Origin of the sequence: Patiriisocius sp. Uisw_017 (assembly GCF_047731265.1) — a bacterium.
In the GTDB taxonomy this organism is placed as follows: Bacteria; Bacteroidota; Bacteroidia; order Flavobacteriales; family Flavobacteriaceae; genus Patiriisocius.
Genome location: NZ_CP159835.1, coordinates 3,614,954 through 3,627,772, shown reverse-complemented (window position 1 = coordinate 3,627,772; position 12,819 = coordinate 3,614,954). Strand labels below are relative to the sequence as shown.

Genomic DNA, 12,819 nt, shown 5'->3' with positions numbered 1-12,819 from the left:
AATTTTTTGGAATTTAATGATCTTGACCCGAGATAATTTACTCCATTGTGTCACAATGAAACTCTTTGTTCCCTCTACGTGATGGTGGTCTTGTTTTTCCGCCATCATTTTTTTCGTCGAGCATCATCGTTATTAATTTATTTCTTTCAGTTTTGATGGCTTGTCTTTTTTGCAGGTCTTTTTCAATGTCAAAATACGTACGGCCTTCGATAATTGTTTTTTCCGCTTTAGCATACACGCTCATAGGATGGTTGTTCCAAACCACAAGATCTGCATCTTTACCTTCCTTGATACTTCCTACACGATCATCAATATGCAATAGTTTAGCTGGATTAATAGTCACCGTTTTCCATGCTTCTTCTTCACTCATTCCACCATATTTTATAGTTTTTGCAGCTTCTTGGTTTAATCTTCGAGACATTTCGTCATCATCACTATTAATAGCAACAGTAACTCCTTGACTCGCCATAATTGCAGCATTGTAAGGAATTGCATCATTTACTTCAAATTTGTAAGCCCACCAATCGCTAAAAGTAGAACCACCAGCGCCGTGTTCTGCCATTTTATCTGCTACTTTATAACCTTCTAAAATATGTGTAAAGGTATTTATACGAAAACCGAATTTTTCTGCAACCTTCATCAACATATTAATTTCGCTCTGTACATAACTGTGACAACTAATGTAGCGCTCACCATTTAAGATCTCAGCTAAGGTTTCCATTTCTGCATCCTTACGATAAGGTTGTCCACTTTTCTTTTTGGTATCATATTCCTTAGCTCTATTAAAATAATTGACATACAATTGTTCCACACCCATTCTTGTTTGCGGAAAACGACTATAGCTTTCCCAATTGGATTGTTTTACATTTTCACCTAAGGCGAACTTTATAAATTTTGGACTGTTGTCGTAAATAAGTCCATCTGCATCTTCTCCCCATTTCAATTTTATAATGGCGGAGCGACCCCCAATAGGATTTGCTGAACCGTGCAAAATTTGAATACTCGTAACGCCACCTGCAAGATTTCTATAAATATTCACGTCTTCTGGATCTACGACGTCTTCAATAGTGACTTCGGCTGAAGAATTTTGCCCGCCTTCGTTAATAGAGAGTGCCGCAATATGACTATGCTCATCTATAATCCCCGCGGTAATATGTTTGCCCGTTGCATCAATTTTAGTAGCACCACCAGCACTTAGGTTTTTGCCTATTTTAGCAATCTTTCCGTCCTTAACGAGTACATCTGTATTTTTTAAGATACCGGCATCCTCGCATGTCCATACCGTTGCATTTGTAAATAACATGTTTTGTTGCTGCGGAAGACTTGTATTTCCATAACCTACGTTGGGGTAGGTTATCGGGAGTATTTCGTGAGGTGTTTTTTTCTTGTCGTCTTTTTCGTCTTCATCTTCACTTTTTGAACTTTCATCTTTTTTAGTGGCACTAAAGCTACTTTCCGTGCCATTTGGCATTAAAAGTTTCCCCGAAAAGCTGCCGCCTTGTTGCGGTATAATTCCGGTAATTCTATAAACTTCTTTTGTTTCTTCATCTGTAAACGATAGGGTTATCCAGTTTTCAGCGTATGCTAGTTTAGATTTATATTCTTTTTCGCCAATGGTTACTTTCGCTTTTGAAGTATCTCCGCTAATGTTGAGGTCATAATTTTTTCCTTCAGCTGAGAGCGTATAGTCACCTCTAATATCGGTTTGATCTTTTGAATTAATTATATTTTTAACCCCTTGAACCCAATTTTCATAAAGGGTCGTTTCTGAATCAAATAGTTCACCTGAAGTAATTAAAAAATTAGCGTATTTACCATTTTCTAAAGTTCCTAATTTATCATTCACCTTAAGTAATTGAGCAGGAATTGTTGTTAACGCTTCCAACGCTTTTGTTTTGTCAAGACCGTATAAAATTGCTGTTGATAGGTTGCTAGAAAACTCACTTGGATTCTTTAATTTGTACGTAGTTAAGGCAAATGGCACCTCGTTATCTTGCATAACTTTGGGATTTGTAGGAGCTTGATTCCAAGCACGCATATCTGAAAGTGCAATATAATCTGCCATGTATGGATTGCTTACCTCGTAAGCCTCAGGGAAGTTAATGGGAATAATATATGCTGTATTGGTCGCTTTAATTTGACTGATCATTTCGTACTCATCACCGCCACCAACTATTATATAATTTACGCCAAATTGATCTCCAATTTTATCTGCTCGAAGGTTATTTGTTTTATCACCAGCTTCAAAAATGGAAACTTTGCTTTTGTTTTTTAGAATCGCCTCGAGAGATCTGTCTTTGGTAGGTATATTTCCTTTTGCATACCAATCTGCATCATTATATACTTGTCGCAAAAGTGCCATCGAACCCATTAGAGATCCTGGGTAGGACTGTCTGCTTTTCACACTTTTAGAAAATGAGTAAAATTGACCATTTGCATCATCGATAATTCGAGTAGCTTCCCCATCATCATCGTTTAAGGCAACAATTGCTCCTGTTCCTCTTGCGATGCCATCCATGATATGAGTGCTTACTACTCCAAAGCCTTCTTTGCGCATGGCTTCGGCAGATTTACGGTCATATTTAAAAGTATCAATAGCGTTATTTTCTGGCATTATATGATCGTTCCAATAAAATCCTTCACGTGATGGACTGTATTGCGGCGAACGACCATCACCGGGTTTTCTTTTTGGTTTTTCAATCCCAAAATTTGTATAGGCATCGATAAAAGATGGGTAGATGTATTTACCTTCAAGATCAACCGTTATGGTGTTTGTAGGTATCGATATATTTTTACCTGATTTTACCACTTTACCCTCTTTAATAAGAAGCGTAGCGTTTTTTATTTTTTGACTAGGAGTGACAAAGAGTGTGACATTTGTAAATGCAGTATAATGTGCATTTGTTTCTTTTACGCCATCGTTTTTCGGAAAATACTCTTGAGATAAGCCAGTGGTGCAAGTAATAAGGACTGCGAGTAGTAGTGATATTTTTTTCATAAATTATTATCGTTTTACGGAAGATACTTTTGATTAAAAAGCACGCTCGAAGATAGTTTTAATGCATTTCTGAGAGATTTAAAATTTTGTTAAATTAGAAATAATGGTATTTTGAACAGGAGATTGAGCATCCATGCAAAAAAATTGGTTCGCTATTTTCAATTTAATTTCAGTAATCTTCAAAAGAGACTTTGAGTTCCTTTACCTTTTAGGAAAGGTTGGGATGGGATGTGTTTTCAAAATTCTCTATCCTCAAAATAATTAACCACCAATGCAACCATATAACTGTAGGTTTTCATTCCTTTAGGTTGGTTATTCGCTTTTAAAAATAGGTTGTAAAATGTTTTAGAAAACACTTCAAAAGGGTTGTCGTAGCTGTTCCAGAAGTCGCGCATTTCTTTGTAACTCTTTAAGATTCCAGGATTAATTGTTTTTAAAATTTCGCGATAGGTTTCTGGTTCGCGACGAGAAATTTCGTTTACACAATACCGCAGAGCGAAAATATACCCCGAGTACTGTATGTATGGATCGTCATTATTAATAGTAGCTAAAGTTGCTATAAAGTTTGCTTCGTTTTCTTTTGCATAGCCTAATTGATGCGCTTGCTCGTGACAACTCACCACAGGAAACTTATAGGTTTTAATAAGCCCATTAACCTGTGCTTCTCCAGAAAATGGATTTAAATAACCGCTGTAGCCCATATAGGTTAATCCTAAACTCCACATACTTTTTTTAGTGCTTTGAGGAGAAATAGATAAATGTGGGAACTTTTCTTTTAAGTTTCCGTAGCCATTTGCAGTAGAAGCAAACATTTCTTTTTGCGAGTAGGGGAGATCAATTTTAACGCTATCTGCATATCCAAGAGCACGGTGCATATCATTAGATTTTTTAATGAGGCGTTGTGTGGTTTCAATTAATTGCGTTGTTGTATATTCTGCTTCAATATTTAAATATTTATGTAAAGGCTCACGATAATAGTTAAAACCCCATAACATGTGAAACATAAAATAGAAAATAGATACTGTTCCTGCAATATCAACTATAAATAAGACTGGCTCATATTTTAACCTTTTTACATTTTCATATAACCAACGCAATGCTGTGATAACGAGTAATGCATAAAATAAATCTCCCATTGAAAAAGGAATCCATCCAAAAAGCGTTCGAGACGTTTTTCCTAACCAAGGATATAAACCTAGGCTGTAATAGGTCTCTACAAAATGAGGTATAGTCTTTAAAATTTGAAGAAATATAATTTGAACCGGCAACAAAAGCGCCAGTACTAAAGAGGTCTTATTTTTAAAGAATGATTTTAGCAATTAGTTGATGAGTCTTTTTTCGACTTCGGTTTTGTGTGCTGTTTTTAACGGAAGTACATAAATTGCCATATCGTCGTCGTATTGTTTAATTTGAGGGGTACACTTGTTTCAATTCGATTCTAACTTAAAAATGTTATAGTTTTTTTAAATGTACTATAAATTAATAAATCATACTAACTTTGTTGTCAAACACAAAGAAATAATACTGAAATGGATACTATGAACGAAACGATAAGAACATTAGCGCCAAAGGAAGTTTGGAATAAATTTGCAGATTTAAATGCGGTTCCTCGACCTTCAAAGAAAGAAGAACGTGTGATACAGTTTATGATGGATTTTGGGAACAACCTTCATTTAAAAACTATTAAAGATAAAGTAGGAAATGTAATTATTACAAAACCAGCTACTAAGGGTTTTGAAAATAGAAAAGCCATTGTGATGCAATCACATTTAGATATGGTACATCAAAAAAATAACGATACCAATTTTGATTTTGACACCCAGGGAATAGAAATGTTTGTAGATGGAGATTGGGTTCGTGCAAAAGGAACGACCCTTGGTGCAGATAATGGACTGGGCGTTGCTACGATTATGGCAATTCTAGAAAGTAAAACAATTAGGCATCCAAAGATTGAAGCACTGTTTACAATAGATGAAGAAACAGGAATGACAGGGGCAATGGGTCTTGAAGGCGGTGTTTTAACAGGTGATATCTTACTAAATCTTGATACTGAAGAGGATGATGAAATAGGCGTTGGATGTGCAGGCGGAATTGACATTACAGCAACGAAAAAGTATAGTGAAGTGCCAGCACCTGAAGATGCGATTACGTATAATTTAACGGTAAAAGGTTTACAAGGTGGTCATAGCGGTATGGATATCATCAAAGGTTTGGGAAACGCAAATAAAATGATGAACAGGCTTTTATATGCAACCAGAAATGTGATGCATATTGCTGAAGTTAAAGGTGGAAGTTTGCGCAATGCAATCCCCAGAGAGAGCATTGCAAAAGTGGCTGTTGTCAAAGGGCAAGAACACGCCTTTATATCTGAATTGAAAAATATTAAAGATGAAATCATTAATGAATATTTATCTCTAGAGCCAGATCTGGAGATTGTAATTGAGAAAGACATAAGAGCAGTCGCTAAAGTGATGGGGCAGGTAGAACAACAGGATTTTTTGCGAGCCATGAGTGCTGCATTAAATGGGGTGTATAGAATGAGCCCATCTATTCAAGATTTAGTAGAGACCTCTAATAATATTGCCAAAGTAACACTGGTAGATGGCAAGGTTATGGTTGAGCACCTTACGCGTTCTTCGGTTGAGTCGTCTAAAGAAGATCTTGCAAATAATTTGCAGTCTGTTTTTGAAATGGCTGGATTTGAGGTTTCATTTTCTGGAGAATATCCTGGCTGGGAGCCCAATATGAATAGCGCTATTTTAAAAGTGTTACATAAATTATATGTAGATATAAATGGTGAAGAGCCGAACGTGGCCGCTTGTCACGCAGGATTGGAATGTGGAATTTTAGGACAGAACTACCCAGCAATGGATATGATAAGTTTTGGACCTACTATTAAAGGAGCGCATTCACCAGATGAACGCGCAAGTATTTCAAGCTTGCAAAAGTATTGGAAGTTTGTGCTGAAAATATTGGAGAACATTCCTAAGAAATAGGAATGATATTGAAGCTAACAAACCAAGGTTAAGTGATCCTGATAAGATTTATCCAGAGTAGGTTTTAAGAATTTCTAGTTTGGATTAAAAACCTAAAAACTTAGAATTTAATATAAAAGAGCCTCGAATAGAGGCTCTTTAGCTTTCGTGAATTATTTAATCGCCTTAATAAAATCTTGATTTCCATAATCCTTATCGACAAAACTTTTTGGGCTTACCCCAATAAAAAATGGGCTAAATATTTATATATCAGTATTTGGTAAAACTTTCTATTGTGTATATACAGCGGAAAATAAACCGAAGTCAAAGCTTATTAAATCATCAAGACAAATAATTGTTGGGCCTTGTATATCTGATTTTCATTACACTAAGGTTTTAGTATATTGCTATTTCAAAACGGGCAAATTAAGCATAAAAAAACCTCACACTTAAAAGCGTGAGGTTTTTTCATCTAATTTTTAGGGATAGCTTTTAATTCCCAGTCATATCCACCAACTCCAATTCAAATACTAAATCTTCGTTAGGGCCAATTTGTGCACGAGGATTTCCTTGTGGACCATAGCCTAAGTGTCCAGGAATAAACATTGTTACGCTATCACCAATACTCATATTGAGCATGGCTTCTCTAAAGCCAGGAATTAGTTGCGCGTCTTTACTATAAGTTACTGGTGTTGGGCTATACCCATTCTGAGCCAATCTTGCAGGGTTCATTACTTCGTATTGTTCAGCAACCGTTTGTATGTTGCTGTCAAACAATTTACCATCTGCCGCGTGAAATCCAGCATAGTTCATCATTACTTTAGTGCCTTCAGCAGGCTTTTGTGCTTTGCTTCTTTTGTTCCAGTAAATTTTAAGTCCAGAAGGTAATTCTTCCGCTTTTTCTTTAAGCGCATTAAAGGCTTTCGCATTGTCCATTCCTACTTTAACAATACGCTCTTCTTTTTCTTTTTTCTCCATTTCTATTTCCTCCATTTTACTGGTAAAAGAAGAAACCTTTTGATTTCCTTTATTAATAATATTAACCGTCTGGATTACTATAGGCTCAACAGGGTTGTTTCCGGGTTGTGTTACTTCTACGGCACCAATAGCCTCAACTACTTCAATTCCTTTAACTACTTCGCCAAAAACAGTGTGCTTTCCATCTAACCAAGGCGTATCTTTTAAGGTGATAAAAAATTGACTTCCATTAGTTTCAGGGCCGCTATTAGCCATAGATAAAATTCCTTTACTGCTGTGTTTTAAAGAGTCTACAAATTCATCAGGAAATCTGTACCCTGGACTACCGCTACCAGTACCTAGAGGATCTCCTCCTTGTATCATAAAATCTTTCATAACACGGTGAAAAATTAAACTATCGTAAAACCGTTTTCCTTTGTATTTGTCGTCTACCAAGGTATTTGTTCCTTCTGCTAGCGACACAAAACTAGCTACGGTTAAAGGAGTAGCTTCATTATATAATTCTGCTACAATGGTTCCTTTATTGGTTATAAATTCGGCGTATACACCATCTTTTAAATCTGGATATTCATTTTGACAAGAAGCAATTGCTAATGTAAAAAGTAGTAATAATGACATTTTTTTCATCTGGATATAGTATTTCAATTAATTATTTTGATTTTGGTTTATTGATATTAAGTTTATTGTACTTCTTACAGGAATATTAGTCCCTAATTTTTTTTCGATTCCGTAGTAGCCAAAAGCTTTGTAGGAAGGAAATATAAATGTGGCTGTTTCTCCTTCTTTTAATAGTTTAATTCCATCTCTAATTCCTGAAATTAAATCTTGATTGGATTGGTCTACTTTATAGGAAATAATACCGTTTTCTGTGGTTGAAATTACAGTACTGCCGTCTAATTTTTTTATATTGTAAGTAAAGGTAACAAGATCACCAATGTTTGCTTCTTTAATTTGAGTAGTGTCTTGATTGTTGAAATAATACCAAAAACCACTTTCAGAAGTTAGATACTCTTGAAGGCTGTCGTTTTTGATTAAAGCTTCTATCATACTTTTTTTCTCCCTCAAAAATTTTTCTATTTCGCTCAGCAGATTCTGTATAAAAGCTCCCTGAAGTAGCTTTAATAGGCCTCCTAGCCTCTGGACTAGTGCAGGCTAATAGCGTTACAAATAGTGTGAGTAAAGTGATGAAAATCCGCGTCATTGGGTTAAGGCTTCTTTATACTGTGGCAATATACTAATAAATTGTTTCACGGTTTGCTCTAAAGATAGTTCGCTTCGTCCGCCAGCGGCATTCGTATGACCACCTCCATTGTAATGAGCACGTGAAAATTCATTCACCGAAAAATCACCCTTACTCCGCAATGATATTTTTACAATGCTTTCTTGTATATTTTCAATAAAGATGATTGCAAATCTAACGCCTTGCACAGAGAGCGCAAAGTTTACAAAACCTTCAGTGTCTCCTTTTTTGAAATTGTTATCGTCCAATTCTTTTTGCGAAATTGTAATGTATGCTGAATTAAACGCTGGGAGTACATTCATGTTTTCCAAGGCAATACCCAGTAACTTCATTCGTGAAGGGGAGTTGGTATCATAGATGTTTTGATGTATTTCAGCATTTTTAGCACCGTGTTCAATGAGAGACGCAATCACACGATGCGTAGTTGGAGTTGTGGAAGGAAATCTAAAGGAACCAGTATCTGTCATAATACCGGTATATAATAAGGTAGCCATTTCTGGCGTAATGTTTTCTGTACCGTTTAGGGCATCAATTGTGTGGTATACCATTTCGCAGGTAGATCCCATAGCGGTATCGCTATACGTAATAATAGGATAATCGTCTGGTTGTTGATGATGGTCTATCATCACAAAATCTGCCTTGCTTTTAGATAGTATTGCCTTCATATCACCCACGCGAGAAAGTGAATTAAAGTCTAAAGTGAAGATTATTTCCGCATCTTCAATGCTTCTAAGAGCTTGTTGGTTTTGTTTTTCAAAATTGAAGATTTCAGAGGTTCCTGGAAGCCACCGTAAGAAATCTGGGAAATCGTTTGGCATTATAACGTTGCTATAATGTCCCAATTTTTTGAGATAAAAGTGCAGACCTAAGCAAGAACCTATGGCATCACCATCAGGGTTTCTATGTCCTATAATCACTATTCTTTTTTTTGAAGATAATAGTGTTTTTAATTGAGTTGCGAGTCCTTTATTCATAGCAAGCGAATATACAATTTATGACTTTAAATAGTAATAAAGGAGTAAAAATTTAAAGATAATTTAGGATTTTAAACAGTTGAAAAAGAATCAATTTCAAAACTTAAAAAACAGACATTTGTGCTGAAAAAAAATCGAGTAATAATTAAAAAATAGATGCCTGCTAGATTAAATAATTGTTACCCAGCGCAAATTCTTGTAAAACCTGTATCCAATGAGACATAAATATGTACTTTTGCACAAAATTTTTAAAATGAGATCAGACAGAACGTTTACTATGTTAAAGCCAGATAGTGTTGAAAAAGGACACATTGGTGCTATACTTGAAAAAATTAACGCAGCAGGTTTTAGAATTGTTGCTATGAAATTAACACATATGACTGCGCAAGATGCACAGGCGTTTTACGCAGTGCACAGTGAGCGTCCTTTTTACGGAGAGCTAGTTGCATATATGACACGCGGACCTATTGTTGCAGCTATTCTTGAAAAAGAAAATGCAATGGAAGATTTCCGTACGTTAATTGGAGCTACTAATCCAGCAGATGCTGCAGAAGGTACCATTCGTAAATTATATGCTGCTTCTATTGGAGAAAATGCAGTACACGGAAGTGATAGCGACGAAAACGCTGCCATTGAAGGTGCTTTCCATTTTTCGGGTAGAGAAATGTTTTAGTGATGGGCTATGAGTCCCGAGCTTAGCGTTGTTTTAAATAAAAAATCCATTGAATTCGATATGAACTTTCAATGGATTTTTAATTAAATTTTATTGTTTTTTTAGCTCAAAACTATTTGTGTCATCTTAGCACCAACTTATCTACAAGATTTTTCCCAACTTCCTCATTGAGTAATCGAATAATCTTTTCTTTCCCATAGCCTAATTCCTCGCGCAGTACAGAAGAACTTAACTGCACGTACAATACATCACGCTCCAAAATTACTTTGGTAGTATATTTTTGAATACCAGGTCCCAAGACCTTTGACCAAGCGTCTTTTATATCCACTTGGTTAAGCCCTTTTTCTAATTTCCCGTTGCCGATAAAATCTTTTAAAAGATCGCTAATAGTTGATTCTTCTGCTTTTCTCTTTGCCATATTCATTCCCTGTATTTCGACTCTGCTCAATATAACTAAGGCGGAGATCTTTTTTCATATTAGCGTTAGCTCTGATTATAATTTAATTTAAAAATGTGCTCAAGACAGATCATTTAAAATCAAACTTCTCAAAACGTTTGTAAAAATATTGTTTTCCTTCGCTGTTTAGCGTTTTCAAATTTGTTGTTGTTGCTTTTTCAATGGTCTCATCCCAAGTTGCAAAAGGTGTTTTGTAGTGTAAAATAAGGTTGTTTCCAGAGGTGTCAACTTCAAAAGTTTCGGTGCTGCCATTATTTTTGAAGCTTCCGTCTAGTTGAGGGTTTACTTTAGTTCGTTTTCCTTGATTACCATCAATTTCAATAAAATCTACTACGGTACTTATCGCAAATGTTTTTTCTGCTCCCGTTTCTGTAACTACCTTTTCTATTTCCCAATAACCATTTAAGTTTTGCAGTTTTTCTTCTTTAGAGATTGAACATCCCAAAATAGTGCCTACAACTATAAAAAATAATATCTTTTTCATCACATTTTTTTTAATTTCCACAAATCCTAATTCCCCAGCCCAAACATCTTATAACTCTGATGTATTTTTTTCACTACCTCTTCTGTTCTTTCAGGGTGTGTATCGCTTATAAAAAGTTGCCCAAAATTTTCATCATTCACTAATGTTATCAATTGGGATACTCTTTGTTCGTCTAATTTATCAAAAATATCATCCAACAGCAAAATAGGAGTTACACCGCTTAATTGTTTTATAAAATCAAACTGGGCCAATTTTAAAGCAATTAAATATGATTTTTGTTGTCCTTGAGAACCAAACTTTTTAATAGGATGTCCATCTATTTCAAAAATCAAATCATCTTTGTGAATCCCAAAATTAGTATACTGCATCACTTTATCTTTATTGATATTGTTTTTTAATAAACTCAATAATGTGGCGTCTTCTAATTGGCTTTTATAACTAAACTGTATGTTTTCTGCTCCATTACTTATAGCTTGGTATCGCTCTAAAAATATAGGTAAATACTCAGTTAAAAATGACTGTCTTTTTTTAAAAATCTTAGTGCCAAAATCATTCAATTGCGCATCATAAATATCAAGCGTATCTTGATTATGAGTTTGGTTTACAGCAAAAAATTTGAGCAGGGCATTTCGCTGGCTCAGTGTTTTATTGTATTGGATAAGCGTTTGTAAATAATGGCTATCCCCTTGCGATATCACACCATCCATAAACTTTCTCCGGGTGTCGCTGCCTTCAGTAATAAGATCTCTATCTGCAGGCGAAATAATGACCAAGGGTAAAAAACCAATGTGTTCGCTAAACTTTTCATACGGTTTGCCATTGCGTTTAATGATCTTTTTAGCACCCCTTTTTGCACTGATAATAATTTTTTCAGGACGTTCGTTTTTAGTGTACACACCTTCGATTACTAGAAAATCTGTGCCGTGTTTTATATTTTGTCCAGTAATAGGGTTAAAATAGCTTTTTCCAAACGAAAGATGGTAGATTGCATCGAGCACATTTGTCTTTCCAGCACCATTATGACCTACAAAACAATTAATTTTAGGATCAAACTCAAAAGTTTCAGATTCAAAATTTTTGTAGTTAAGTAAAGATATTTTTTCTAATTGCATTATAATGAGGAAGTTGTGTTTTTTTTATTCTGATAAAATAGTTCCGAAGAATACGTTATTTCTATGCTGCAAATTATTGAAAAATAAGGAATCTTTTCGCTTTTATATTCTGATAAAAATTTTATTTTTGCCGTTCATCAAATGTAAATTATGGCAACCTACAAGAAACGAGGCGGTAAACCGAAAACAAAGGTAGAAAAGCAATCGGCTATCGAGGACGAAAGTACAACAGCAGAGGTATTTAGTACCCTGGACGAAGGCGCAAGTAAAACCGAAGCTTGGTTTGAAAAAAACCAAAAATATGTTTTAGGATTTGTGGGTGTGATAGCGGTGGCTGTTTTAGGATACTTGGCTTTTATTTACTTCATTCAAGACCCAAAAGAAAAAGAGGCGATGAGCGAAATGTACCAAGCACAATCTTATTTTGACCAAGCGCTTACTGCACCGGCGAAAGATAGTATTTACGGTTTATCTCTAAATGGTGGTAATGGGAAATATGGTTTTCTTGATATCATTGATACTTACGGAAGCACAAAAGCGGCTAACCTTGCTAATTATTATGCAGGTATGGCGTATTTGAATACAAACGATTATAAGAATGCAATAGCATATTTAGACGAGTTTAAAAGTGATGATGCAATGTTAGGTCCTTTGGCAAAGGGTGCAATAGGAGATGCCTTTGTACAATTAGATCAAAATGATAAGGCCTTAGGATATTATGAAACTGCAGCTACGATGCAGCAAAATGATTTTACGTCGCCACGTTTCTTACTAAAAGCTGGAATTACAGCGATGAAGTTAGGAAACAAAGACGCTGCGATAAAGCACTTTAAAGCAATTACCGATAAATACGCAACGGCAGATCAAGCGGCCAAAGCAAAAACATATTTGGCACAAGCTGAAGCAATGTAATTGAGGTTAATAAATT

At 35.3% G+C, this 12,819-nt stretch carries 11 protein-coding genes; 3 read left to right on the top strand and 8 right to left on the bottom strand.

The window, feature by feature from the left end; translation table 11 throughout:
• Positions 1-37 precede the first annotated feature (37 nt).
• Positions 38-2,998, bottom strand: a complete 2,961-nt coding sequence (locus ABXT67_RS16400) for an amidohydrolase family protein (protein ID WP_415375104.1) — start codon at positions 2,996-2,998, stop codon at positions 38-40.
• A 236-nt stretch (positions 2,999-3,234) separates the two neighbouring features.
• Positions 3,235-4,317, bottom strand: coding sequence for a DUF3810 domain-containing protein (locus ABXT67_RS16395; RefSeq protein ID WP_415375103.1), 1,083 nt, complete (start codon positions 4,315-4,317; stop codon positions 3,235-3,237).
• A 219-nt stretch (positions 4,318-4,536) separates the two neighbouring features.
• Between ABXT67_RS16395 and ABXT67_RS16390 the strand changes: the two genes are divergently transcribed.
• A complete protein-coding gene (locus ABXT67_RS16390; RefSeq protein WP_415375102.1) occupies positions 4,537-5,994 on the top strand; it encodes an aminoacyl-histidine dipeptidase in 1,458 nt (485 codons plus the stop codon).
• A 471-nt stretch (positions 5,995-6,465) separates the two neighbouring features.
• On the opposite strand, the gene ABXT67_RS16385 is transcribed toward ABXT67_RS16390, so the two are convergent.
• The 3 genes from ABXT67_RS16385 to ABXT67_RS16375 form a co-directional block, all read right to left on the bottom strand.
• Entirely contained in the window at positions 6,466-7,569 is a 1,104-nt protein-coding gene (locus ABXT67_RS16385) for a peptidylprolyl isomerase (RefSeq protein ID WP_415375101.1), read from the bottom strand.
• Positions 7,570-7,596: 27 nt separating this feature from the next.
• The gene (gene gldI, locus ABXT67_RS16380) at positions 7,597-7,998 is read right to left on the bottom strand and encodes a gliding motility-associated peptidyl-prolyl isomerase GldI (RefSeq protein WP_415375100.1); all 402 of its coding nucleotides are present in this window, start codon (positions 7,996-7,998) and stop codon (positions 7,597-7,599) included.
• Between the two features lie 150 nt (positions 7,999-8,148).
• Entirely contained in the window at positions 8,149-9,165 is a 1,017-nt protein-coding gene (locus ABXT67_RS16375; RefSeq protein ID WP_415375099.1) for a DHH family phosphoesterase, read from the bottom strand.
• A 253-nt stretch (positions 9,166-9,418) separates the two neighbouring features.
• Here ABXT67_RS16375 and ABXT67_RS16370 point away from each other — a divergent pair, with 253 nt between their 5' ends.
• A complete protein-coding gene (locus tag ABXT67_RS16370) occupies positions 9,419-9,838 on the top strand; it encodes a nucleoside-diphosphate kinase (RefSeq protein WP_415375098.1) in 420 nt (139 codons plus the stop codon).
• 121 nt (positions 9,839-9,959) lie between these two features.
• Here ABXT67_RS16370 and ABXT67_RS16365 read toward each other — a convergent pair whose 3' ends face one another.
• The 3 genes from ABXT67_RS16365 to recF form a co-directional block, all read right to left on the bottom strand.
• On the bottom strand, positions 9,960-10,256 hold the full coding sequence (locus ABXT67_RS16365) for a DUF721 domain-containing protein (protein ID WP_415375097.1): 297 nt from the start codon (positions 10,254-10,256) through the stop codon (positions 9,960-9,962).
• Positions 10,257-10,365: 109 nt separating this feature from the next.
• Positions 10,366-10,779, bottom strand: a complete 414-nt coding sequence (locus ABXT67_RS16360; RefSeq protein WP_415375096.1) for a lipocalin family protein — start codon at positions 10,777-10,779, stop codon at positions 10,366-10,368.
• Positions 10,780-10,805: 26 nt separating this feature from the next.
• Positions 10,806-11,891 (bottom strand): DNA replication/repair protein RecF, encoded by a 1,086-nt coding sequence (recF, locus tag ABXT67_RS16355; RefSeq protein WP_415375095.1) that lies wholly within the window; start codon positions 11,889-11,891, stop codon positions 10,806-10,808.
• A 150-nt stretch (positions 11,892-12,041) separates the two neighbouring features.
• Between recF and ABXT67_RS16350 the strand changes: the two genes are divergently transcribed.
• Positions 12,042-12,803, top strand: coding sequence for a tetratricopeptide repeat protein (locus ABXT67_RS16350; protein ID WP_415375094.1), 762 nt, complete (start codon positions 12,042-12,044; stop codon positions 12,801-12,803).
• The last annotated feature ends 16 nt before the right edge of the window (positions 12,804-12,819 follow it).